The 22,623-nt window shown below is 58.7% G+C and carries 32 protein-coding genes; 8 read left to right on the top strand and 24 right to left on the bottom strand.

Annotated elements, in window-relative coordinates; translation table 11 throughout:
• Nucleotides 1-135 precede the first annotated feature (135 nt).
• Nucleotides 136-2,067 carry an SMP-30/gluconolaconase/LRE-like region family protein gene (locus F4827_RS15275; RefSeq protein WP_183724774.1) on the bottom strand — a complete coding sequence of 644 codons (1,932 nt, stop codon included), beginning with the start codon at nucleotides 2,065-2,067 and terminating at the stop codon, nucleotides 136-138.
• 41 nt (nucleotides 2,068-2,108) lie between these two features.
• On the opposite strand from F4827_RS15275, the gene F4827_RS15270 reads away from it, so the two are divergent.
• The 3 genes from F4827_RS15270 to F4827_RS15260 all read left to right on the top strand — a co-directional run bounded on the left by F4827_RS15270 (nucleotide 2,109) and on the right by F4827_RS15260 (nucleotide 4,316).
• A complete protein-coding gene (locus tag F4827_RS15270; protein WP_183724773.1) occupies nucleotides 2,109-2,444 on the top strand; it encodes a hypothetical protein in 336 nt (111 codons plus the stop codon).
• A 295-nt stretch (nucleotides 2,445-2,739) separates the two neighbouring features.
• Complete coding sequence (locus F4827_RS15265) at nucleotides 2,740-3,111, top strand: hypothetical protein (RefSeq protein WP_183724772.1); 372 nt, start codon at nucleotides 2,740-2,742, stop codon at nucleotides 3,109-3,111.
• A 422-nt stretch (nucleotides 3,112-3,533) separates the two neighbouring features.
• Nucleotides 3,534-4,316 carry a hypothetical protein gene (locus F4827_RS15260; protein ID WP_183724771.1) on the top strand — a complete coding sequence of 261 codons (783 nt, stop codon included), beginning with the start codon at nucleotides 3,534-3,536 and terminating at the stop codon, nucleotides 4,314-4,316.
• Here the strand turns inward: F4827_RS15260 and F4827_RS15255 are convergent.
• From F4827_RS15255 to F4827_RS15225, 7 genes are all read right to left on the bottom strand, one after another.
• Complete coding sequence (locus tag F4827_RS15255; RefSeq protein WP_183724770.1) at nucleotides 4,313-5,041, bottom strand: hypothetical protein; 729 nt, start codon at nucleotides 5,039-5,041, stop codon at nucleotides 4,313-4,315. The two genes, F4827_RS15260 and F4827_RS15255, sit on opposite strands and share 4 nt — an antisense overlap.
• Nucleotides 5,041-5,544 carry a hypothetical protein gene (locus F4827_RS15250; protein WP_183724769.1) on the bottom strand — a complete coding sequence of 168 codons (504 nt, stop codon included), beginning with the start codon at nucleotides 5,542-5,544 and terminating at the stop codon, nucleotides 5,041-5,043. Before F4827_RS15250 ends, F4827_RS15255 begins: the two co-directional genes overlap by 1 nt.
• Before the next feature lie 61 nt (nucleotides 5,545-5,605).
• Complete coding sequence (locus F4827_RS15245; RefSeq protein WP_183724768.1) at nucleotides 5,606-5,806, bottom strand: hypothetical protein; 201 nt, start codon at nucleotides 5,804-5,806, stop codon at nucleotides 5,606-5,608.
• An 8-nt stretch (nucleotides 5,807-5,814) separates the two neighbouring features.
• Nucleotides 5,815-6,297: a hypothetical protein gene (locus F4827_RS15240; protein WP_183724767.1), complete on the bottom strand. Its 483-nt coding sequence runs from the start codon at nucleotides 6,295-6,297 to the stop codon at nucleotides 5,815-5,817.
• Nucleotides 6,298-6,362: 65 nt separating this feature from the next.
• Nucleotides 6,363-6,824, bottom strand: coding sequence for a glycoside hydrolase family protein (locus tag F4827_RS15235; protein WP_183724766.1), 462 nt, complete (start codon nucleotides 6,822-6,824; stop codon nucleotides 6,363-6,365).
• Nucleotides 6,821-7,156, bottom strand: a complete 336-nt coding sequence (locus F4827_RS15230) for a hypothetical protein (protein ID WP_183724765.1) — start codon at nucleotides 7,154-7,156, stop codon at nucleotides 6,821-6,823. The genes F4827_RS15235 and F4827_RS15230 overlap by 4 nt, the downstream gene beginning before the upstream one ends.
• Before the next feature lie 87 nt (nucleotides 7,157-7,243).
• Nucleotides 7,244-7,783, bottom strand: coding sequence for a hypothetical protein (locus F4827_RS15225; protein WP_183724764.1), 540 nt, complete (start codon nucleotides 7,781-7,783; stop codon nucleotides 7,244-7,246).
• A 123-nt stretch (nucleotides 7,784-7,906) separates the two neighbouring features.
• On the opposite strand from F4827_RS15225, the gene F4827_RS15220 reads away from it, so the two are divergent.
• Nucleotides 7,907-8,062 (top strand): Arc family DNA-binding protein, encoded by a 156-nt coding sequence (locus F4827_RS15220; protein ID WP_183724763.1) that lies wholly within the window; start codon nucleotides 7,907-7,909, stop codon nucleotides 8,060-8,062.
• A gap of 93 nt (nucleotides 8,063-8,155) precedes the next feature.
• Here the strand turns inward: F4827_RS15220 and F4827_RS35300 are convergent, their stop codons facing one another.
• On the bottom strand, nucleotides 8,156-8,287 hold the full coding sequence (locus F4827_RS35300; protein WP_260175228.1) for a hypothetical protein: 132 nt from the start codon (nucleotides 8,285-8,287) through the stop codon (nucleotides 8,156-8,158).
• Between F4827_RS35300 and F4827_RS15215 the strand changes: the two genes are divergently transcribed.
• From F4827_RS15215 to F4827_RS15205, 3 genes are all read left to right on the top strand, one after another.
• Nucleotides 8,286-8,528, top strand: coding sequence for a hypothetical protein (locus F4827_RS15215; RefSeq protein ID WP_183724762.1), 243 nt, complete (start codon nucleotides 8,286-8,288; stop codon nucleotides 8,526-8,528). The genes F4827_RS35300 and F4827_RS15215 overlap by 2 nt on opposite strands.
• On the top strand, nucleotides 8,528-9,184 hold the full coding sequence (locus F4827_RS15210) for an ORF6N domain-containing protein (protein WP_183724761.1): 657 nt from the start codon (nucleotides 8,528-8,530) through the stop codon (nucleotides 9,182-9,184). Before F4827_RS15215 ends, F4827_RS15210 begins: the two co-directional genes overlap by 1 nt.
• 87 nt (nucleotides 9,185-9,271) lie before the next feature.
• Entirely contained in the window at nucleotides 9,272-9,961 is a 690-nt protein-coding gene (locus F4827_RS15205) for a hypothetical protein (RefSeq protein WP_183724760.1), read from the top strand.
• A gap of 7 nt (nucleotides 9,962-9,968) precedes the next feature.
• Here F4827_RS15205 and F4827_RS15200 read toward each other — a convergent pair whose 3' ends face one another.
• From F4827_RS15200 to F4827_RS15150, 11 genes are all read right to left on the bottom strand, one after another.
• Nucleotides 9,969-10,151 carry a hypothetical protein gene (locus F4827_RS15200; RefSeq protein ID WP_183724759.1) on the bottom strand — a complete coding sequence of 61 codons (183 nt, stop codon included), beginning with the start codon at nucleotides 10,149-10,151 and terminating at the stop codon, nucleotides 9,969-9,971.
• Nucleotides 10,152-11,954 carry a tail fiber domain-containing protein gene (locus tag F4827_RS15195; protein WP_183724758.1) on the bottom strand — a complete coding sequence of 601 codons (1,803 nt, stop codon included), beginning with the start codon at nucleotides 11,952-11,954 and terminating at the stop codon, nucleotides 10,152-10,154.
• A gap of 91 nt (nucleotides 11,955-12,045) precedes the next feature.
• A complete protein-coding gene (locus tag F4827_RS15190; protein ID WP_183724757.1) occupies nucleotides 12,046-12,390 on the bottom strand; it encodes a hypothetical protein in 345 nt (114 codons plus the stop codon).
• Nucleotides 12,391-12,414: 24 nt separating this feature from the next.
• Nucleotides 12,415-13,932: a hypothetical protein gene (locus tag F4827_RS35295; RefSeq protein ID WP_260175227.1), complete on the bottom strand. Its 1,518-nt coding sequence runs from the start codon at nucleotides 13,930-13,932 to the stop codon at nucleotides 12,415-12,417.
• Nucleotides 13,929-14,675 carry a hypothetical protein gene (locus F4827_RS15180; protein WP_183724756.1) on the bottom strand — a complete coding sequence of 249 codons (747 nt, stop codon included), beginning with the start codon at nucleotides 14,673-14,675 and terminating at the stop codon, nucleotides 13,929-13,931. Before F4827_RS15180 ends, F4827_RS35295 begins: the two co-directional genes overlap by 4 nt.
• A 1-nt stretch (nucleotide 14,676) precedes the next feature.
• Nucleotides 14,677-15,816, bottom strand: coding sequence for a baseplate J/gp47 family protein (locus F4827_RS15175; protein WP_183724755.1), 1,140 nt, complete (start codon nucleotides 15,814-15,816; stop codon nucleotides 14,677-14,679).
• A 4-nt stretch (nucleotides 15,817-15,820) separates the two neighbouring features.
• Complete coding sequence (locus F4827_RS15170; RefSeq protein ID WP_183724754.1) at nucleotides 15,821-16,225, bottom strand: phage tail protein; 405 nt, start codon at nucleotides 16,223-16,225, stop codon at nucleotides 15,821-15,823.
• Nucleotides 16,222-16,920, bottom strand: coding sequence for a phage baseplate assembly protein V (locus F4827_RS15165; protein ID WP_183724753.1), 699 nt, complete (start codon nucleotides 16,918-16,920; stop codon nucleotides 16,222-16,224). Before F4827_RS15165 ends, F4827_RS15170 begins: the two co-directional genes overlap by 4 nt.
• Nucleotides 16,917-18,041 (bottom strand): hypothetical protein, encoded by a 1,125-nt coding sequence (locus F4827_RS15160; RefSeq protein WP_260184558.1) that lies wholly within the window; start codon nucleotides 18,039-18,041, stop codon nucleotides 16,917-16,919. Before F4827_RS15160 ends, F4827_RS15165 begins: the two co-directional genes overlap by 4 nt.
• Nucleotides 18,042-19,010: a LysM peptidoglycan-binding domain-containing protein gene (locus tag F4827_RS15155; protein ID WP_183724751.1), complete on the bottom strand. Its 969-nt coding sequence runs from the start codon at nucleotides 19,008-19,010 to the stop codon at nucleotides 18,042-18,044.
• Nucleotides 19,007-20,806 carry a hypothetical protein gene (locus F4827_RS15150; RefSeq protein WP_183724750.1) on the bottom strand — a complete coding sequence of 600 codons (1,800 nt, stop codon included), beginning with the start codon at nucleotides 20,804-20,806 and terminating at the stop codon, nucleotides 19,007-19,009. Before F4827_RS15150 ends, F4827_RS15155 begins: the two co-directional genes overlap by 4 nt.
• Between F4827_RS15150 and F4827_RS15145 the strand changes: the two genes are divergently transcribed.
• A complete protein-coding gene (locus F4827_RS15145) occupies nucleotides 20,805-21,038 on the top strand; it encodes a hypothetical protein (RefSeq protein WP_183724749.1) in 234 nt (77 codons plus the stop codon). The genes F4827_RS15150 and F4827_RS15145 overlap by 2 nt on opposite strands.
• Here F4827_RS15145 and F4827_RS15140 read toward each other — a convergent pair.
• Genes F4827_RS15140 through F4827_RS15125 form a run of 4 tightly spaced genes read right to left on the bottom strand, consistent with a single transcriptional unit; the run spans nucleotide 21,028 to nucleotide 22,599 of the window.
• Entirely contained in the window at nucleotides 21,028-21,525 is a 498-nt protein-coding gene (locus tag F4827_RS15140) for an HK97-gp10 family putative phage morphogenesis protein (protein ID WP_311673507.1), read from the bottom strand. The two genes, F4827_RS15145 and F4827_RS15140, sit on opposite strands and share 11 nt — an antisense overlap.
• Nucleotides 21,522-21,674 (bottom strand): hypothetical protein, encoded by a 153-nt coding sequence (locus tag F4827_RS15135; RefSeq protein WP_183724748.1) that lies wholly within the window; start codon nucleotides 21,672-21,674, stop codon nucleotides 21,522-21,524. Before F4827_RS15135 ends, F4827_RS15140 begins: the two co-directional genes overlap by 4 nt.
• A gap of 50 nt (nucleotides 21,675-21,724) precedes the next feature.
• Nucleotides 21,725-22,147, bottom strand: a complete 423-nt coding sequence (locus F4827_RS15130; RefSeq protein WP_183724747.1) for a hypothetical protein — start codon at nucleotides 22,145-22,147, stop codon at nucleotides 21,725-21,727.
• A gap of 11 nt (nucleotides 22,148-22,158) precedes the next feature.
• The gene (locus tag F4827_RS15125; RefSeq protein WP_183724746.1) at nucleotides 22,159-22,599 is read right to left on the bottom strand and encodes a hypothetical protein; all 441 of its coding nucleotides are present in this window, start codon (nucleotides 22,597-22,599) and stop codon (nucleotides 22,159-22,161) included.
• Between the last annotated feature and the right edge of the window lie 24 nt (nucleotides 22,600-22,623).

Below are 22,623 nucleotides of genomic sequence, written 5' to 3'. Positions count from 1 at the left end.
AAGGAGGCGCGCCGGACCGCCATTTATCTGGCACCCATCTATCGGCCGGTTCGCCGGAATGTTTGGATAAACCGGCGGAATTCTACCCTGGACCCGGCTCGCTCAAGCGCCTTTCATCGAACGAAAAAAGCCGCCCTACGGCATCCAGCGATGCACGATCACACTGGTGCCGTTGTAATTGTCCTTGGTGATGACGTATTCGCCGGTCGAACGCAGGTAGACGCGCAGCCCGTACATCGAATCGACATCGTTGCCCACGTCCACGGCGCCGGGGCTCGCATTGGTGAGCGTGGTGACGAGCTGGCCGGTCGTGAGGCTGTAGACGTCGATATTGGGCACCGTATGCACATAGCCGACAAACAGATAATTGCCGGCTGCGGCGATCGATTTCGGATTCGCGCCGGTGAGCGTGATGACGGGGCTGGGCTTGCTGATATTGCCCGCAGACCAGCCGTGATAGACCTCGATATAGCCGTTCATGGCGGTCCAGTCCCAGTTGCCTGCGAGACCTTGCGCGAGGATCATCGTGTCGCTTTCGGCCTGGTAGAGAATGCGCGCGGTCGGCCGCACGCTTTCGGGCGTGGAGATCGTCGATGCCGCGCCCCATGACGGCTTGCCGGTGCCGTCGAAGCCGTTGAAGGGGTAGTGGTAGAGGTGATTGGTGCGGTCGAGCCCGGCCCAGATGTCGCCGCGATTGTCCAGGCAGAAGCCCCCCGTGACCTGCAAGCTCGTTTTGAAGGCGGCGCCCGGCAACGAGGCATCGGGAATGGCGATATAGCCGCTCGCGGTGTTGAAGTGATAAATGTAAAAAATGCCTGGATTCTGGCCCGAGGCCACCAGAATGCGGTTGCCGCCCACCGTCACTAGCTGGCCGAAATGTTCGTCGCGCTGCGTGTCGTTCATGTTCAGGCGCGGGTCGTGTGGGTAAGTGAAAGGATCGACGGTATTGGCCACGAAGCTGCCCCCCGCCGTGCCCGTGAAGATGCCCGTGCCGCTGTAAAAGAGCGTGGCGTCGGTGAGCGGGTCGGGCGCGGCCACGCCTTCGAAATTGAGCGCCTGGAGTTTGTAAAGCAGGCTGCCGGCGGCGCTGTAGACATGAATATCGGTGCCGCCGTTGCGGCCCAGATCCCAGCCGCCGCCCCAGGGATTGTTGAGCACATAAAGATTGCCCGCGCTGTCCTTGCCGATGCCGGTGATGCGCGTGAAGCGCTTGTCGCCCACCTGGCCCTTGATGCCGGTGGTGCTGTTCAGATAGCCGCCCGTTACACCGAAGGTGCCGGTGAGCGTGGGCGCGCCCGCGATGTTGTAGAGCTTGATGTTCTGGTCGGGGCCCGCGTCGCCCACCATCAGCAAGCCGGTGGACGCATCGAAATAAAGCGCCGAAGGCTGTGCGCCCGCCGCCATCTGGATGGTCTGCAACGGCGCGCCCGCCGCGCTGAATTGGTTGATGACGCCGGTGCTTTTTTGCGCGACCCAGAGATTGCCTGCGCTGTCGAGTGCGAGCGCGCCTGGGCTCTTGAGGGGGATGTCGCGTTGCCAGACGCCGTCGGTGCTGAACACACGCACGCGGTTGCTGAAGAAGTCGCTCGCATAGAGCAGCGTGCCTGCAGTGGCGAGGCCGGTGATGGCGTCGGCGCGGCTCACCTTGTTCCAGACGCTCACGTTGATGGTGAGCTCGCGCGTGCCATCCGCGCGGTTATAGCGGGCGACCGTACCGCTGCCATACGAGGTGCCCGATTGCAGCACCGTGAAAATCGACGTGGCGTTGCCGGTGATTGCGCCGCCCTGAAACTCGTCGTGAATGCCGATCGAGCCCAGGCTCTTGCCGTTCTGATAAATCGCCACGCCGCCTTCGTTTTCGTCCCAGAACGAGGCGGTATAGATGACGCCTTCCGGCGAGACCCACATCGAGCGCGCGCCATTGCCGACATGCGCGGCGAGCGTGCCATAGGTGTTCGCGAGCCAGTCGGTGGTGTATTGCTGCGCCGGCGCGCAAGGCGAAACGAGTGCGAGGGCTGCTGCGGACAGCAGCGTGAGCCGGAGGGCGCGCGTACGCTGGGTGAACATGAAAAAACTCCTGATGCACTCACGCAATGAGGCGATGAGGGTTGAATAAGGGGATTGAATTTGAATCCGCCGCGCATCAAGCCGTATGGCCAGCGGTGAAGCAGGCTGCGCGGGCGTGCGCGCAAGCGGCATACCAACATGCCATACAAACGCAAACGTTTGCGATGAAAGAAAAGCGTACAAAAATCGCCAGGCGCAGCCACGGGGCTTTGCTCATGCGAGGCGAATCAATTTATTTTCTTTCTTTGGCTTGCCGATGGCCGGGTTTGACGGCGTCACGCGTCTGCGATGGAATGATCTGCAAGCGCAACGGAATTTTTTTGCAAGCCGCCATCGGTCACACGGATGTCATTGAGGGCCGTAATTACCAGGTATGACTAACTATTTCTGGTGGATTCACTCAAGCGCGCCGCACGGCTGTCGCATTTTCGACGCCATTCCAGGCGCATCATCGGGGCAAGCTGGCTTGGTTCGATCCGGGCCGTTTCAGCATTAGGGCGGCCCGCAGGCGTATAGTCGCGGTTTGCGCCTCGCACTGCGGCTGGCGGCCAGCCAGAGAAACGGGTCACGTTGCTGCAACACTGGCCGCTTCCAATGCACGATGCGCTCTTTGCTTGCTTTTGTGATGTCCGGCCATAGCTATGGAGTCTATGTCTGGAAACCAGGGACAGCATGCCAGTGAAAACGGAATTCATCGAAGCGAGCAGTGCCCGCCCGGAATTGCTCTGTTATCTCGTGGCGATCGCCGCGTCGTCCTATGCGTTGACGCAAGAATGGCGCGTCGATCATGTCGTGTCGTGCTGCCGCGAATGGCTGGACAAGGCCGGAGCGACCATGCACTGGCTCGACCGCGTGCGTCTGGGCCAGCTTGCGCTCAAGATCGCCAGCCGCGACCTGTTGGGCGCGGGCATCGCCGTGCGCCTGTCGAGCGTCTCGGCCCTTTTTACCAGCGATATGGAACTCAACGAGGCATCGACGATGGTGCAGAGGATGATGTCGTTATGTCAGGCCAATCTGCACCCAGATTTTTCTTTAAAAACATAGCCTTGATTGAATTTCTAGGCATTCTGATACATCCCAAAACCTGCAAATACGTACCAATAGAATCAGATACTTACCTGTTGTTTTGAACAATTGTGCCGAGTAGTTGATTGCGTCTTCGCGCCTGATAAACTGTACGTATATACAGTATTCGGGGTGAAAAAATGGATCCGGTTTGGGAGTATGAGTGGGAGTTCGTTCAGAGCGGTAAATGGGGCGGCGTGAAGCGCACCGGCTTCTGGATGACCGACTACGAGGCAGAGCGGTGGTGGGCGTATAGGGGCAGCGGGACGCGACGCCTCGATGAAACGAAGCGCGACCGGAATACCCACAAGGTGGATACGTCGTGCACGTTCACCGGTGCTGGCCGACCATGGGATAAGGGCGGCGTACCATACGGCTCGAAGGGCTGACGGGGGAAGGTGATGTTGGCCGAACAAGGCGATCTATTTAGCAAACATTGCAGTCGCTGCAAGGTGCTGAAGCCGTTCGATCAGTTCTCGACCAATGGATTGGGGAAGTGGAAGTCTCATTGCAAATCGTGCGGATCGAAAGCCTCCCGCGCCTATGAGGTTGCCAATGCGGAGGCCGTTGCCGCAAAGAAGGCTCATCGTTATCGCGAAAATATTGACGAGCACAAGCGCAAACGCGCCCAGAGGTATTGGAAGGATCCCGAGTCGGCGAAGGCATCTGCAAGAGCGTGGGGGGCGGCTAACAAGGAGCTAGCGAAAAAGCAAGCAACGAAATGGGCGCGTGAGAATCCAGAGGCGCGTGGCGCAATTCGGTCGCGAAATCTAGTAAGGAATCGTGATAAGTACAACGAATCGTCGCGGCTCAGAAAGCTCTTGTACCGACGCCTGAAGCCAGATGAATCAAGGGCAAAGGCTGCTTCGTACCGAGAGCGCAATCGCGCACGCATGACGGCATACGTTGCAATACGTCACGCGAGGAAGATGCGTGCCACGCCGCCTTGGGTCGATCAAGTGGCGATCTCGAAAATTTATTTTGCCGCAAATTTTCTCGGCATGGTGACGGGTGAGTGGTATCACGTCGATCATATCGTGCCGTTGCAGGGGCCGCTGGCGATGGATGGCCCGTTCAAAGGCGAACGCATCGTCAGCGGCTTGCACTGCGAGGCTAACTTGCAAGTCATACCAGGTAGATTGAACCAAAGCAAAAGCAATCGTTACTGGCCGGATATGCCTTAGGAAGTGACGGAATGGCTTGCCATGGAAGCGATCTTCTCAAGCCTGGATTCATAGTGGTCAATGTCGTGATCGCTGAACTTCCAGCCACCGGGCCATTGACTTCCTTCGATCACGGTGAATGCGCCGGCATCGCTCTGCAGCCAGATGTGTTGAGCAAGCGGTCGCGCTTGCCATCTGGGATCTACCCACGGCCATGAGCACCATCCATCCTCACCATTCACAACGCAAACCATAGCCGCTAACTCAGCGGAATATGTCCGATAGTAATCGGCAGCGAGAAATTTCGGTGCAGCGAACGAGTGCAGCGCGCCGATCTGCGCGGCCGGAACGAACAGCGGCGTCAGGTGCGTGCGTGACGCGCCTAGGCTGTGGCCGGCGACGTTGAACGCGGTGCCGTGCGGGACCTTACCGAGCGCCCAGTCCCAGACGTTCTGCATCCCGTCATACACGCCGGTCGTGACGCTGCCGCCTTTGACGGCCAGAGGCCGGAGCGAGACGTCAGCGAGGATGTCTTCGAGCGCGCCCTGGCTCGCGCGCGTGCCGGAGATGCTGAGATGCACCGCGCCGGTGGCGTCGGTCGAGAGAACGGCTTGATGCGACCGATCCTGGAACTGACCGATCCACGTGTCGCCGAGCGCCGCGAAGGCGGCAGCGCTCGCATCGTCGTTCTCGATATAGGCGGCGTTGGCCCGCTTCGCCGCCGTTACGATCGCCGCCCAGTCCATTACTGGCTCGCGGCGACGGGCGCAGAAGCGGCGGATGCCGTCGACGCCGGGGAGGCCGCCGCGGCTTGTTGCGCCTGCACCGTCGCGAGAACCTGATTCAGGATCGGTTGCGCGAGCGTCAGCCCGAGCAGAATCGCGGGTTGGTTCGGCAGCATCGGCAACGCGCCCACGAGCGTGATGAGCGCCGGGAACGCCGTGTTGTTGAGCGTTTCCAGATTCGTCACGTCGATCGTGTTGCCGGCCGCGCAGACCGACTTGTTGATGGCGATGATGCCCGGCTTCGTGGCATCGCTCGGGTCGCCATTCAACAGCACCTTCTGGCTCGCGTTCAGGAGCGGTGATGCAGCGATCACTGCAAGGTCGGCGTTGACGACCGGACAGAAGTCCGTCGCAAGTTGCTGCGGCGTGATGATGAGCTTGGGTGCGGACGTGGTGCCGTTCGTGGCGCAACCAGCGAAGAGCATGGACGCGACAAGGCCAACTGCGAGAAGCAGCTTCTTCATGAGGATTCCTTTGGAGTTATGCCGCGAGCGCGGCGGAAGGGTACTGCCGAGATGCGGATGGTTAAGCGGTCGGTGTGCTCTTCGATGCGGTGTAGCGCTGGCCGAGCCAGTGGGCAGCGGTGACGATGCCGACGGCGATCGAGACTTGCGCGTCGGCCGGCACGTCGATGTTGAAGTGTTTCACCAGCGCAGCGACTACCGTAACGACTGCTGCGGTGACTGCGCCGGCGGCGCCGGTGGAGGCGGGGGACGTGCTGTTCATAAATGCTCCTATGTTGCGTGGTGGATAACCTCGACTTCCGAGAACTGATACCCCTCCTTTGCGTACTTCTGTGCGATCCATAGAGGGAATGGCATCGCGTGAATACCCTCGTCTTTGCCGATGTGGTGCGCCTTGCAGAGCAGCATCCCATTAACGGTCATGTCGTCGACGAATTGCTCCCAGCTCGTGAAGGTCGCCCAATCGAAGGCGCGGATCCTTTCGCCCCACACGCCAGCAAGTGCGTCGGCCTTAAAGCGATCCCAGTCGATGAGTTCGGCAAGTGAGCGTTCGATAGGATGGTGATGGGCTTCAGGCGGATGGCCAGACTCTCCAGCCGTTGCGTTGCAGACGAAGCAGCGTCCGCCTTCACGCTCGATCAGTTCTTTGCGAGTGCGCTCGAACAAGGCGGTCGTTTTGCGCGGAGCATGTCCGGGGATGTTCACTTCGACGGAGAGGGTTTCTTTTTCGGTATGGGTCTGTTCGACTGTCATGGCAGAAATGAGAAAAGCCGCGCAAGGCGGCTATTTGATGGGCAATTGACGGCTATTTGCTCGTCCTACGCAATTCCATCAGCGACTGGCATAACTCCGGTTTCCATCGCTTGAGCGAGACGTTGTGAGCGGACTCCGACCTGTCGGGCCCAGAGCGACGCACGCATACCAGTCGCGGCCGCCGTGTAGTAGCCGAGCTTGATGTTCGTGAGGGTGTTACGGAAAGTCAGGAGGCCACTGATGCCCATGTTGAACGCCATGTTCGCGATCACCCTCTGGCGCACCTCATCCAGTCCGCTCCACCATGGAAGGTTGAAATCGAGCTTTGCCAGCGTCGACGTGATGTCGTTCGTCATTAACTGATTGACCTGATCGTCGGTGAGCGGGCAGACCCACCCAGCCGGTAGCGGCGATATCTGGCAGTTGTGGCCTACCCCGACCGTAGGTATGCCTGCGGTATCACGATAGATGGAATAGCGAACACCCTCATCGCGGCGCAACTCGGCCTCAAGCAGTGCGATGATCATAGGACCGCTGCCAGAAGATGGAAGACCTCTCCGAGAGGTGCCGGCACAGCCCTCCCTTCATGGATGCACCACAATCCATAGAGGACGCCGAGCGGCAACACGACGGGAATAAACACCTGGCGCAGCATGAATCGCCACGCCGCTGCGAGACGACACCCCAACCTCACAACAGCGACACCCTCGGCCCAGGTGGCCCGAATGAACGCAGTGTCGTCCGCGATCTTTTTCGTCGTCGATGTGTTGTCGGTCAGGTCCGTGCGCATCGCACTCATGCACTGCTCAATGCTATCCACGCGCTTCTCCAGTTCCGCTATGCGGTGCTGATCGGTCATTTGGTCCCCGGACAGAAATGAAAAAAGCCACCAGAAGGTGGCTTGCAGTTGGTATGGACGTAAAAAAACCGCCCGTAGGCGGTTGGTTTAGATGTCTAGTTTGCGAGAGCGCTTGCTCACTGGTATCTCGATATCGTCGCTGGTATCAAGAGCCTTTTCGATTGCCTTCCGGCGCGCCGCAATCTGTTCTGCGACTTCACTCATCCGTTTCGTTGCATCCATGAATTTCTTGGTCTTTTCCTCAGCTTCGCGCAAGAGTTGATCTGGGGCTTCTAGGAGTTCTTGAGAGTCCTTCAGCCACTCATCAACATCTGCTTTGATCGTCGGGTCACCATCCAGCACATCCTTTGGAATGTGGTAGACGGCAAGCCGAAGGCACAGAGCCAATTCGGCGAGTCGCAGATTTGCTTCCGCGAGTTGTTGCTCCACGTCAGCTAACTCAACACCAAGGCGAATTACGCCTCGCGCCATGTCGCCCGCTTGAGGATTCTCATAGCTGCGTTCAAGACGACTCACCATTTCTGCATTCAACGAATGACCACGTTCCGCCGCCGATTTGGTCAGGGAGGAGTGGAGGGCTGGTGGAAGCCGGAGAGCGGTCTTCACGTAGTCGTCTTGCTTGGCCATGCGCGCATTGTAGCGCGCGCCAGCGTGTGCCTCCAAAAAAATGGCAGAAAGCGATTGCCTCAGTTTTGAAGGCACTCTATACTGAACTCACTGCCTCAAATTTGGAGGCATTCGGAGGGAGTAATGAAAGAAGCGAAGATTCAACTCCGCCTTCCAATCGCATTACGAGATTGGTTCAAGTCGTATGCTGATTCGGAAAATCGCAGCATGAACGGTCAGATGATCGAACTGATCAAGGAAAAACAGGCGGCAGAAAAGGCAAAGACCCCGAACGCTTAATCTTGGCGGATGACGTTCGAGGCCTTTGGGTGCAGTGAACCTTAAGAGGTACACAACATGAAGAATGTTAGCACGGCTTCGGCCGTTGGCAAGTCACGTCTTGCCCTTGAAGTTGACCTGGTAGCGCTGACGAGCTACCTCGAAAGCGAACGCGCCTTTGCGGACGCAGCGACGTCCGCCGAAGAATTCCTGGCGCTCTCTCAGCAGCGCGGAGAGGTGTGCCATGCGTAACGCACCGGCTGCCTCACAACAGCTCGCAGAATCGCTCACCAGCCTCGACTGGGCGTCGCAGCAGATGTATGCCCATCTGTCGACGATATTCCTCGCGATCGAAAAGGTTTCCACGACGGAGCCTAACCTTGCGGCTTCGCTCGCGCGCCTCGGGGCCTACGTCACCGAAGCAGCGGTAGCTGATCTTGACGCTGTCGGCATCTCCCTCGACCGCACGATGAAGGAGGTTCACTGATGGAAGACGACCGCAAAGTCACTCCTGAAACATTGCCGGCGATCGTGTGGCGCGAAGCGAGCGTCATCACGACCGAATTGTTGGCAAAGCTGTATCAGACCGATGAGGCGCGCATTCGGCAAAACTTCATGCGGAATGCCGCGCGATTCGAAGAGGGGAAGCATTATTTCCGCCTTGAAGGCGACGACCTGAGGTCCTTCAAGGCACTGAGTATCTCAAAGATACTCAGTCGAAACACCCGCAGCTTGATCCTCTGGACGGAGCGCGGAGCCGCCCGACACGCCAAGATGATCGAGACCGATAAAGCTTGGGATGTCTTCGAAAAACTTGAAGACTGCTACTTCCGTCCACGAGAGCCACGGTTTGACGCAATTGACGAGATCTCGTCATCGCTTGAACGATTGCCGCTCTACCTCGGCGTCGCACGCATGGTCATCATTCGACGCCTCATGTTCAGCACGGCCTACACCAACGTCAGCCTGCGCGTCGGAGTTCTCCACTTCCGTGATATGACAAAGCGGAACGTCCTGATCGCGGATGGCTTCATTCGCCGCGTGGAGGCGGGGACCGCAACTGCAGAGGACTTTAGGACAATCCAGCACAACCGGAACCGGCTACTCGGCCCGGATGCGCAACTCAAACTGATCGAGGACTGAAAGCACAAACAAGTGCGCCCCGCACCGGCGGCAACCGGGCAGGGCGCGTGACACGAAACCCGAACTCTGACGTAAGGGAAACGAATCATGAAAAAGCATATCACGGCTTTGGCCGTAGCGATGACGCTCGGCTGCGCGGCTGCATCTCAGGCGCGCGCCGACAGCATCACCGACTACATAAAATTCGAAGCAGGTGTCGGCTTTGGCGTCGCCAAAGACATGGGCGACGGTACCTGGATTCAAGACGGATCTCCCGACAATTGCGAGAAGCTGACGTTTCCGGCGATTTTGGCCGGATTCACTGGTCCGGTTTTTCAACGTGGTGCATGGGATGTGCGGTGGCATCTTGATTACGCATATCTTGGCGAACAGCGAGCATCTGTAATGGGTGTACCTGACGACCAATACAATCCCAAAACGCATCAAATCGTCGACTACGATGGCGAACGCTATAGCCCGTTCAACGGCCACGGCCATCTCCAGGGCATACCGGCTACTCTTGACCTCGGCTATACGTACCGCGATTGGCGATTCGGCGCGGAGGCAGGTGCGTGGATTTACTGGCAGGCGTGGCACGAGAGTCTGTACGACCTCGCCAATCAGTGGGATGACCTGTCGCACAAGACGGTCGCTCAAGTCGGATTCGTTGCTGGAGCCTCTATTGAGCGCGGGCCGCTCAGCGTGAGCTACCGCTACTACCAAGTTAGCTCAAAGTGGAATCCTTACCCCGGCCTTGTGACCGGGGCTCACGTGTTAATGCTCAGGTACCGCTTCTAACAAGCAATCAGGATGCGCTGGGAGCTGTTGTCGCGACCAGCGCACCGTTTTCAACGGTGTAACCGGGCCTCGCCATGATCTGCTCTAACTGCTCGTCCTCAATCGCCAGCACTTCCTGCGTGGACGATACCGGCCCCGAACAGAATGCGACGATCTCGCCGGTCGCGATCACATACGTCACTGATGCCATCTATCGGCCCTCCTTCAAGGCGGCAATTTCCATCTTCATGCAGTCAAACTCGCGGAGCAGCTTGCGCAGGACTGCCGCATGAATCGGAATGATCTGCTGGTAATTGACGTGCAGCTCGGCATTCGCTGGCGAAACGAACCCGTCGTCATCGACCATCTCCGCCAAGTCGTCAACGTCATGAGACGTGAGCAACTGCACGAACCGACCATCCACGGCCTTGCCAACGTCCTGAGCAATGAACCCCGTCTCGGGAGCGCCTCGTTTGAGGTAGGTCTTAGGCTCGACCGTGCGAACAAACTTCTCTGCATCGGCCTCATTAAGCCCCTCGATCTGAGTCTTGATGCGAATATCTGACGTAGTCCAGAACTGGCCGGCCATTGACCCCGACGTCGTATAGAAGCCACATCCGAGAGAGCTTGTTGTCGTGGAGTTTCCTGCTCCTGTGTTATTCAGATAGCCGAAGGTGGACGCACTATGACTCACGGAACCCGTTGAGTTAACGGCACCACCTACTGATAGAGCCCCCCCAAAGGTAGATCCCGCGCCCGATGTGTCGAGGCCGCATGCCCCAGCAACAGTCAGCGTACCGCTCATGTTGATAAGGCCAGCAAACACCGCGCTGTTTGCCAGAGTCAGTGAGCCTCCATTTATTACGAGGCCGCCCTGGACGTTTATACCCCCAGCAGAAACCGCAATTCCGCCGCTGCTTACCGTGAGGTTTGTGACTGTTGGTGACGCTTTCGGGGCGTAAGACGTAAGCGCGCTCGTCATCTGCCCGTACTGCACTGCATGCTGGCTCTGCGTACCTGGTGCGACCTGGACTGCTGCGCCAGTGCATTCAACCAGAACCCACGAAGTGATATCGGCGCGGTAGATCAGATTCGCGCGTCCGCCTGCGACCGTCTCCCCACCCTGAAGCGCCTGATGAGCAGCTCCGACGACAGGAGCGGCCGCAATCACACCCGGGTTCGGCGTGAAGGTGGTTGCGCCGGTATTGGCCGCGGCCACCTTCACCCACACATCCATGCCGTCGATCAGCGTCGTGACCGGAATGGGGAATTTCGCCTGGATCGTGTTTGCGGTGCCGCTATCCACCCCGTATGTGAGGTTGCTCGTGACGATCGACTGCAGGATGCCGCTCGGCAGGATGGGCGAGCCGGTGTACTGGCTGATGTTCGAACTCGTCAGCGACGTCGCACCGTAGGGCACCGTCACCACCCATAGACCGACCCAGCCAGTATCCGGTGACGGCGTCGTCTGCGATCCGGTAGTCGCCGCCACACCAGCCTTGATCTGGTACGCGACGACGCCATCGCGGAACGTATTGCTCGTCGCGCCACTGTTGTTCGGGCCTGACCAGGGCGTCGACGGATTGGCGGCGTTGTAGAACTGCAGCACGACCGGCGACGTACCGCTCGTCGGATCGAGACTGATGTCTGAATCCTGATACTGAGCTTCGATCAGATAGTTGATCGACTGGCCGCTCGTCGTCGGCGCGGCAAGAGCGGGCGTCGTGTACGTGCCGAGTTGGATGCCTTGCTTGAGGATCTGGTAGGCCGTATTGGCGGGCAACGTGCCGCAGGCGGTCGCCTCCAGATTCTCCATTTGGTAGATCTCGCCGGCTCCGATCTGCACGGTCATGGTGGCCGGGCTCGTCGGAGTGCAGGGCAAGCCGTTGACGGTTCCGCCAGTCCCAAAGAGGGCCGCGCACACCTTGGCAACTGCCGTCATGTTGTTCTGGGCCTGCGCCGAGAACAGCCATTCGTACACCTGCTGGCCTACGTACGTTTCGACACGACGCATGAAAACTCCGGACGTAAAAAAGCCAGCTCTTGGCGGGCTCAGAAAGAGAAAAGCCGCCCGGAGGCGGCTTGGTGCTTTGTGTGTGGAATGACTACCGTTGTGGAAGCGTCCACGGATCCGGCCATGGCGCAGCCAGACTCTGCTCAAATGGATTGAGAACTCGCGGCTGCACAGTCAATATTGCAGGCACCTCAATTCCGCCGCCTAATTCAGGCGAGGGAGGAAATCCAGGTATTTCGTGATCTGTTTCTGTCTCGACATCCAAAGCATGTTTCAGCTGCTGGAATGACACATCGTACTGCTTTCCGTCGAGTATGAAGACGCAATCTACGATCTTTCTCGCACCATTGAACTTCGCCGATTCTTCTTCTTTGCGAATGTAAGCTTGGGATGCCTCGACTCTCAGAATATTGTATTGATCAAATACGACAGGCATTTCGCAATCCTCTTAGTAACGAGATCAACTACCGGTGCAATGGAACTGCACGGTATCTGTGCTGGTTCCCGTGAATGTGATTGACGTGCCAGACGTCTGCCCGACTTTTACGGCAGCCGCAGCAGTCGTGTCAATCGCGGTGCAAACATAGCTCGATGAAGATGTATAGACGGCGGATCCACTCAAAGTCACTGTGGCGGTTCCAGATGCAAGTGCGACGCTGCCTTGAACCATATGGGGAGCATTGACTGCCGTCCCCGTCGTTCCGTACAGCGGCATAGCCCCCGTAGTCGTAGCACTGAGCGCGCCTGTCACCGCAACGCCAGCCGCAAATGTGGTTGGTGGGCTAAACGCGAGTGTTCCGCCAGATGGCATCTGCGCTACGAATGCGCTGCCTGCGTTGTCGTAAATGTAAAGGTTATTATTCGCTAGCTTGCCGATCTGCCATTTGTTTGTGCCATTGTCGTTAAGCAGCAATTCGCTTGCCTGCGAACCTGCGTTATCAACGGTCACCGCTCCGGTCCCGGAGGGTGCCTTGGCAATGAACCCGCTGTTGGTCTGCAAGTTATGGCCGGAACCGCTGTCAGTGAGTGTCAGGTTCCCATTGCTCGCCACCTGATACTGCCACGAACGAACGGTTGCAGTGCCGTCAAAATACGTCTGCAATACAGGTTGGCTAGCGACATTTGAACCACTCGCGGATAACGCCCCGAAATTTGCGGCTTGCGTCGCGACGCCGTTTTGCGTGGCAAAACCGTAAGTCCACTTTGCGAGACCGGGGCTTTGAACTGACAGCGATCCGACTGTGAAACCATTTGCGGATACGGGTTGAGCGAGCGAACTGCCGAGCAGCGAAATACCTTGTACGGTCGTATTCGGGGACGTTACGTCGAAATCGTATTCTGTACCCGTTAGCTTCACTCCGGTAACGCTTGATGTTGCATATGTCGTGTTATCAATCAACACGTTGTTATTGCCCCAGCACGAAGCGTTATTTACGCCACATGTCTGAATGCTAAAGAAATTAACGCCGTTGCCAGTGGTGGGCGTTCCGATTCCATTCTGATTGTTGATGTAGCTGCTGAAACCACCGACCGTCGTTACGCTCGTCCCTGAGGGGATTGTCAATGCAGATTGATTAGCATCGTAAGATGTACACCCTGCGCAAATGCCCGTGTAGATGCTTTGGCCCGTAACGCCGCTTTTCGAAAGTGTCTGATTAAGCGCACCTCCTGAAGTGATGGCTGCACTGATCGATCCCGTCAAGCCGAATGTGCCAGTGAGACTCGGTGAGTTCGCGAGGACTACCGATCCGCTTCCTGTGGCGGTGCTAGCACCTGTGCCCCCACTTGTGACTGCGATCGGCGTCGATACCGTCAACGTCGGCACTGTCAGCGGCCCTGTAAGCGTACCTCCTGCTATCGGCACATAGAGCGAGAACTGACTGTTGAGCTGCGCAGCGGTCAGCACCTGTCCTGGCGTGAACTGGGCGTGCGCGATCGCGCTCAGGAAGAACAGGAGAAGGGCGAGGATACGTTTCATGAGAGCTGTGATTCGCCGAGGATGAAGGTCGAGTCGAGCGTCGGTACTGGCACGCCGTAATTGGTAATGCACACGCCGATGTTCGTAGCCACGGGTCTCGTGGCGTTGATTGCGGCGATGATGTCACTATCTGTGGCGGTCGTCGTCTCTGCCTCAAGCGACCCTGTGTAGCCGTGGGAGAGGGGTGCTCCCATTGCCGACCAGGTTGGTGCATCAGCATAAGCCGCGCCCGCGCTGCCGCCCGCGACCTGCGGGCGATACACCGTGATCAGCGCGCTATAGGGACATGCAAGTGACCCCATTCGCGCGACGCCGCAGAAGCTCGCTGGCCCAGAATTCACTCCCAGGCATCCGGTATCGAGCGGTCGGTTTGGCTCGAAGATGATCGGTGCGCGCCCGGTGAGCCGCGTCAACACGTTCATCATCGCGGGCCGCGTGGCACGCTGCTGTAAGATCGTGTACTGGATACGCGCGATGTAGCTGGCGTCGGTCTCGTTGGGCTTGCGCGGTAACGTGCCGCCGAAGAAGTCCGCAGCCCATAGATCGATCCAGCCGCCGGTTGATGTCTGCAGGCGCGTCTGCGCCCAGAAGAACATCACGAGCGCGTAGATGACCGCAAAAACTGATGCGATGCCCGCGAGAACCCCGCCAATGACCGGCGCTTCGCTCCAGTCGCCGAACCACCCTCGGGGCAGGTAAGACTGAAGGCGCGAGGTGATATCTGCTTGATCTCCCGTCGCCATATCAGTTCACCGTTACGCTGCCAGTCGTCGCCTCGAACACTTGCTGATACGTGATCGTCAGGTCTGACGTGCCGCCGTTGAGCAACACATTCGTGACGTTCGTCACGCCTTCAATCTGGTAAGCCTGCGCGGCCAGACTCGTGTAGGGCAAAGTAGCGCCGCTCGCGGTCGTTTCGATCTCGTTGATGTACGCGATGAGCGCCGCCTGTACTGCGGCCGTCACGGTCGAGTGCGTATAGCCGCTCGCCGTCGTGATGGTCATCGACACGGTCACGGCATCCTGCACCGGTGCATGCACACCGAAGGTGACCGTCAGCGGCCGGACATTTTCGATTGCATTTGCGACATTCGCCTGCTCTGTCGACGTGAGACTGCCACTTCCGTCGTTGGCAACCACCGTGAAATAGCCGTACTGCGTCTGGCCGTTGTATTGCTGGTTCTCAACGATGATCCCGCTCATGTTCTGCTGGACGCCAGCGATCGCTGCCTGGATGGCAATCAGCGTCGCGCCGCCCAGACCAGCCACCCACAACACGAAGCGTGCGCGCGCAGCAGTATCGGTCTCGGCTGCGATGCCGTTCTGGACATTTGCACCGTTTGAGACGTAGTCCACGCCAGCGATCGCCGTGCCGAGAGTGTTGAGCGCACCTGCGGCGACGTTCCCGACGGTCCCAGCCACAGTGCACTGCATCGTAACGTTGACGCTGGCCTGACCGGCCGGCAGCACATAACCGCCTGCCGTCGCGCTATACGCGGCGTTTGTCGCGTCTGCGATGACCGTGAAGCTCACTGAGCCGTCGGCGGTGGTAACGGTCGCACCGAGCGGTATGACTGTCTGGTTCGTGGGTGTGTAGCGTGAGAACGTCTCCTGCGTCTCGGCGGCGACTGCCGCTTCCCGTGCGAAGCCGAATTGCGCGAACCATGAATCGAGATCAGTTCCGTTTGACGTTGCTGCGCGCGTGAGCGCGGCGACCTGCAGGATCAGGCCTTGCAGCCAGAGCGCAACACCGCCCATCGCCTCGGCGATTGCGCGCAGCACCGATCCGATCGTGAAGTCGATCAGCTGGGAAGCCGAACCCTGCACGGCCGCCGCGAAGTTCGACACGATCGCCGAGAACGACTGGGTATTGAGATTCGCCATTGCGTCATGTATTGATGTCGAAATTCACGAGCTGCGTTTGCGCAGTGTTCGCGTCGGTGTACTGGATGGCGGTGCTCACCGCGTCCTGCGACTGCGTCAGATTGATCCGCGGCGCGGGCAATTGCGCGACAGCAGATTCGAGGAGCATCTGGCCGCGGATCAGCGCGCGCGTCGCGGGCACGTTGCCCGGCGAGCCAACCTTGCGCGGAACACCAGCACCATAGTCGGGATGCCACGTGTAATCGGCGGATGCCACCGGCTGCCCAGCCGCGTTCGACAGCGCAGGATTCGTCAGCAGACGTCGATATACCCGTTGCGTGCCCGTCGTCGGCTGGTCAGCAACCAGAAGATCTCCCGATGGCGAAGCTGAGAGGTCCGAGCCATAGAAGTGGTAAATGTCCACGGTCATTCAGCCTGAACAATTGAGGTTTGGCCGCTGGCCGGCGGCGGCGTAGTTGGCGCGCCGGTGTTCGCGCCGCCGTTGCCGTTCGAATGCACGTGTGTCGATGCCCATTGAGCGAACAGGCTATTGAGCAGCTTCTGGAGCGCGTTTCCTGCGCTCTGAAGCTTGATCGACGCGGCCTGAACGACTGCGGATGCTGCACTTATCGTGGCGCTGCCGGTCGCCGTCACGGTCGCACTTCCGGCAACGGTTGAGGCCATGTTGCCGCCCACGGTTGCGTTGAGATTTCCAGCTACGTTCACGTCGATGTCGCCGTTCGTGACCATCTTCACGAAAGACCCGCTTGAGTGAAGCGCCCAGATCTCGCCGGTCGGGACGGCGGGTGGTTGCTGCGCTACTGAAAACACGCGCGAGACGATAACGCCCGAACTGAAATCGCCGTTCTCGTAGACCACCAGCACCTGATCATTGATCTGCGGACCTACTGCGATTCCCCAACCGTTGCCTATGCCGATCGCGCCCAGTGGCATCCAGTTGGATTCCTGCTCGCCAATCTCCGGGTCGACGGGCTGGACGATGACCTTGACGGCATGATTGCTGGCGTCGTAGCTGCTGATCGTGGCGAGGCGTGGAAGCGCCTCGTGTGCGCTGGCCATGCGCGCCTGCTGTCGCACGGCATTCGCGAAACGAGCCATGTTCATGCGATCACCGTCGAATCAGGAGCGTGGTTCTTGGCGCTGATCGTCATCTCGTAGCCACCGTCGAACGAGATGGACCGGCTAATGCTGTCGGGGTAGTACTGCTGATCAAACGCGGTCCCGGTTCCTCCGAGTTGGATGATCGACGTGATATCGACGTCATTGTCTCCAGGCATCGTGAGCCCATCGATTTTCAGTTCGTGCGCGATGAGCTGCGAATACCACTTCTGTGCGAACTGGAGTGCCTGGTCTTTCGTGAGGTTGGGAACCGTCTTTGAATAGATCTGACCACCTGCGCCAACTGTCGATTGGCCCACCTTGATCGTCTTCACATTCGATGGATACGAGACGGTGAAGCCCTTCGCATACTTCTTGTTCCAGCTTCGAATCTTCACCTGTATGCCGCGAGATACGGTGAGCGATCGCGTGAACTTCACGGCTTCGAAATTTGCTTTCGGCCCTGCGTTTGTCGACGTGACCTGATAGACGATATCGTAAGGCGTCGTCTTCGTAGGATCGGGTGGTGCCTGAAAATACAACGTCTGCCCGCGCACCCAGACCTTGAAGCCTTCGAGATCCGCCAGGTAGTTCAGAATGTCCCACTCGGACCGCTCGTCAGACATGTTGACGTGGTCGATTTCGTAATACTTGCCGACCAGCGTGGTCGTTGCCGTTACTGCAGGTGTGAGTCCGTGCGACGTTGCCAACTGGGTCGCGATTTGGCTCGAAGTCTGGTTAGGCCACTTTTGCGTGGTCTTCGCGTCGATAAACACGCGCGTCAAATCTCGCCCGTCCACCTCGATGGTGTTCGCGATGGGGTCAATCGTGATGTGGTCGACCTGCCCATAAATCCAGCTGGTCAGATCATCGGATGTGTATGCCGAAGGATTCTGCGGGAATCCAATGAACAACTCGACATACATGTCCTGCTGCTGCGAAAACCATGCTGCATTTCGATCTGCAGGCAGCCGAGCACCAGAAAAGCTGCAGTGGAACGTGTCCGCACTGAAAAAGTTGTTGTTGTCGAGATCGAAGCTGATCCAGCCGGGGAGCAGCACACCATTGACCTTAACCGCACCGCGGGGTATGCGCGCGGACGGTTGAAGGAATGCAGTCATGGTCATTTACGAACTGAGGATACCGCCACTGGTGCCGTTGCTGTACGGCGGGATGATCAAGGTGTTGACACCCACCAGCGTTGGATCGCTGAGGTTGTTGGCCTGCGCGATCTGTGTCCAGGCGGATGGATCGCCGTATTCCTTCGAGGCAAGATCAAACAGGTTTCCGCCTCCGACCGTAACGACGCGCCCGCTCGAACTGACCTGAGCCAGATTGCGCTGCATTCGACCGAGCAGGGCGTTGACCTGCGTGTACTGCATCTGCAAGGTAGTCGCGTTGAAAATCGATTCGAACTTGGATACGTTCTGAGCGATCGGCAATGATGGCAACACACCGGCGGGAACACCCACGCTGGCGAGCAGACTATCGACCTGGCTGATAGACGTCGAGACGTATCGTGCAGCGTTATTTAACGGTTGCAGCACCGTCGCAACTTCGCTCATCGTTGCGCCGACGAATGATTTGACGTTGCCAACGGCAGTGCTGAGTGTCCCCATGAGGCTGGAGAGCGTGCTATCGCCACTGCTTGCGGTCAACGCATTAGCCGAATCAAGATCGCCGTTGATGACGTCGTCGGCATCAAGTCCAGCATCTGCGTAGATGGGCGCCGTCAAATCCTGCAAGACTTCGCAGGTGATTCGATATGGGATCTGGTAGAAGCGATAGTCCGGCTCGAAGGAGCGGATGACTACCAGAAAGTAGAGCTCGTCCCAGGACAGGGAAACCGGCTGCGCCGCATTCACCATTTGCTCGACGGTGCGCGCACGATCCAGCGCCGATTGACCATCCGCCGTCGGCATGAACGTGCCAGACCAGACGATCGGTGGCCAGTCTGGCCCAAGCATTTGAATATCGCGTACGCCACCGACCATCTTCTTGATAACAAGACGCTGCTCGGTATTGAACGGGATGCGCTCCGGGACTTCGAAATCCTGGAACTGGAAGTCTCCAAGGACGACTGTGATATCGCTCATTTCAGGCCCGGCATCGGAAGACTTGCGCCGTTGTCAATCCCTCCGGTGTACATCCCGGATCCCAACGGAGCAGCCATATACGGGGTGACGGCCTGCGCGACCTTGCGGCCATCCATATTGATGGTTGCCTGCAACATCCCCTGGTGTTTCGCAAGCGGACCGACTGTATCGATGCGGTTCAGGTCTGCCAGTGTCGCGTGGCCAGGCCTGTCTGGCGTCAGCCGCGCGCCTCCCTGATCCTTATACGAGTCGATCTCATGTTGCGTCATCGGACGATAGGCATATGCCGCTGCTGCGAGTAGCCCGATGGCGGTGATCACAAGCCCCAGCGGGCTGACAAGCGCGCCAAGCGCCCCGGCCAGTCCGCTTATTCCAAGTCCGGACGCTGCAGCGGGGATCGCCGCTCGTAGGACCGTCATCGCAATGCCGAGCCCCCCGAATCCGGCGCGCAGCAGCATGAGGGTACCTCCGAACGTCATCGCGGAGCTCAGACCGATGAAGCCCATCGTGAGCGTCTTGATCAACGCTGGATACTGCGCAAGCTCGTGGAAGAACGCCGCGAAGTCTTTAACCACCGGTGTGAGAACAGGCAAGACACTCTGCCCGATTTCCAGACTGAGATCGTGCAGCGCCTGATGGAACTTCCGGATCTGCATCTGCGGCGAGTTCTCGTTGTCCTCGACCGTCTGGTTTTCGCCGCGCGACTGGTCGAAAGCCTTCAGTGACCGCTCGATCACCGGGAGCTGCTTCATCACCAGGTTCCAGAACCGGGCACCCGTGGTGTTGAACAGGATCTGGTTTTCGCGAGCAATATCGGCTTGGCTGGTAATGCCCGCTGCCCTGTATCTCGCCAGCATTTCTGCGGCAAAGCCAGGGGCATCACTCGCCATCAGGTCTTTCAAATGGGCGTTGAGCGGATCGCCCTTATTGAAGCGCGCGGCGCCCCCGCGCGTCAGTTCAACCTTGTCCTTATCCCACAGCCCAAGTTTGATCGCCTCCTGCACCAGCAAATGAGGTGCAAGCGACATGACGCCATTCATGCGATTGAACGACGTCTGGAAACCAGTGCCGGCCGTCGAGCCGCCAAGTTCCCCGATGATCGGCTCAAGACCGCCAAAAATCATCCGGTCGCTCATGCCTGCCGATGCCGTCATGGCGTACGTCTTGAACAGACGCAACTGGCGCGCATCGACCATGCCGCCGCTCGACATCGCCGCCTTGAAAACGGCATCAGCGATCTCCGCCGCGCGCTTTGAACTATTCAGGCCGCCCATCTGCTCAACGATCTTGTTGAGGTTGAGTTCTTCCTGCTCGCTAGTTTCTTTACCGAGGAGCGCTCGGGCGGTCACGTAGTTTGCCAGGACTGGCGTCATCGTCTTGGCCGCGTCGAGCGCGGCCGCGCCGCTCATGCCACTCTCTCGAAACGCCCCCTGCGCTTCAACGAACAGGCGCGTGCGCTCCTGTATCGACGTGCCGATGATCTGGTTCGCATTTACCCACTTGCGGGCGTCCGCGATCTGCGCGTCACCTAGCCCCATCTGGCGCAGACGTGCCCAGTACGTTTCGTACTTGGCTGCGGCCGCACCGAACTTCTCCGCCATTGCGAGCGCGCCGACGCCAGCGCCAGCGAGGATGCCGCCGGCGGCTGCCAGCTTGCCGAGGCTTTTCAGCCGGCTTTCGAGCGCATCGACATTCTTACCGGCCCCGGCCAACTGGGCCGAGAAAACCGAAAGGAAGGGCCCGACCTTGTCTACAATGGAAAGCTCGACGGCAACCTTGTAGGCGTCAAAGATCATGGCGAAATGGGCTTTTCGGGCGAAAGAGTGGCTGGCTGACCGCACCGGGCTTCAATATCCCAAGTTGCGGGTAATTCAGCCGGTCAAACCGGCCGTTCAATTCAAGTTCAAGGACTTCGTAATCGGGATGCAGGCACTTGCGCTGGCATCCGTCTGCCTGGTCACCGGCATCCTTCTGCTATTTGTTTGCGGAATGCTTGTCTACGCAATATTCGTCGGGCTCAGGGGGTAATGTCCCGGTCATAGCCAAGCGCTGGCGCGGCAATATGGCCACCCGAAATCCCCCGTGCAACTGCTCCGCCCAGAATTTTCACGATCAGTTTCTCGTTGTGGATCACGGCGGGCCCCATGAAGGGCCGCGGTGGAATTCGGTTGGTGCCGAATTCCTGATAGGCGGCGATATCGCTTTTGCTGCCGATCACGGCGCGCAACTGTTCGGTTTCGTGCTCAATGGAGTCGCGCAAATCGCCTTTGCGCAGAAGTGGATCATTCGGAGTAAAGCCGAGACGCTCGCGCTCCTCTTGCGTTGAATCCGCCAACTGCGGCCAAGCTGAAAACGGCCCCACTGCATCCTGATAGGTGCCAATTTCCTGTTTCGCGGTGTGCTCGACCACTGTCGCACAGTGCTCCAGCCCACGCTTCATCTCGGCCAGTGTGATCACAGGCAGGGCGGCCGCCGCAAACAGGCTGAAGTCCGTCAGGGATTTGAAGGTTTTCACGGCTGATCCACCGATTTCCACGACATTGTGTTGAAGTCGAATTCGCTTCCCTCGAACTCGCGGAAGGTCATCGACATCGCCATGCGCTCGATCCTGTCGAGACGTAGAGGATTCGGATCGTCGATATCGCGTCCGAGCGCAGCATGCAAAGGAACCCCGTTTTTTACGAGCCAGCAAAACTCGCGAAACTCGGGGTTCCTTACGAGTTTTTTAGGGCTTCGGCCTCGGCTGACAATCCATTGCCGCCCTTGAGGAGTGCTTCAGCTTTGGCTTTTTCCATGATTATGGCATCGCGCGCGATCACAGCGGCCGCACCTTCGCGCCCAAGTCGTGCGATTGCTGCCTCGACCTGATTCAGATTGGTCGGGCAGGGAACATGGACGCCATCGATCTCAACAACGCGCACCGCAGGCATCACATAGCCCATCACGTACCCTGTGTTGAGCGATGCTTCGCCCAACGCGCGGATGATGCGACTTTCCGTGAGGAAGTCGGGCTCGCCGATCACGAGTCGACGGCCGCGCGAGTCGATGACCACGTTATCCGGGAGTGCGGCATCCTCATGGGTCGAGTCCATCGGCTGGGCGACGCTAGCGTGAGGCTTGACGGTTACTTTCTGCATGAAGCGATCCTTTAGGCGATGCGGATCTTGCGACCCGCTTCAAACGAAAACTTCTGCACAACCTTCTCCTGGCCGCGCCAGTTGCCGTTGTCTTCCGGGTACAGCGCCACATCGCTGTACTGCCACTGCGACACAGAGCCATCGAGTTCGTTGACGGTCTGCGTGATGAAGACCTGCCCGGGAGGCAAACCGGCAAAGTAGGCAGCTTCCGCGTCAGCGAAATACTGGTCGTACGAAGCGTCCTGTCGATCGATCTCAAACGTGCCCGAATGACCGTCGTAAATTGAGCGGCGCAGCACGCGGCCGTTCACCGGTACGCTTTTGAGTTTGATCATCTCCGGCTTCGAGGAGAAACCGGTGATGTTGCTGATCGTGACTGGGCCGGAGTTCGAGTCGATGATTGTCAACTGCGCACCGTCGCGCCCAATATTGAAAGTGTTTTCGCCCGCCATGTGCGGCTCCCGAAAAGGAAAAGC

Origin of the sequence: Paraburkholderia bannensis (assembly GCF_014200455.1) — a bacterium.
GTDB classification, from domain to species: Bacteria; Pseudomonadota; Gammaproteobacteria; order Burkholderiales; family Burkholderiaceae; genus Paraburkholderia; species Paraburkholderia bannensis_A.
The sequence above is the reverse complement of the archived record's forward strand: the minus strand, read 5'-3'. Positions and strand labels throughout refer to the sequence as shown.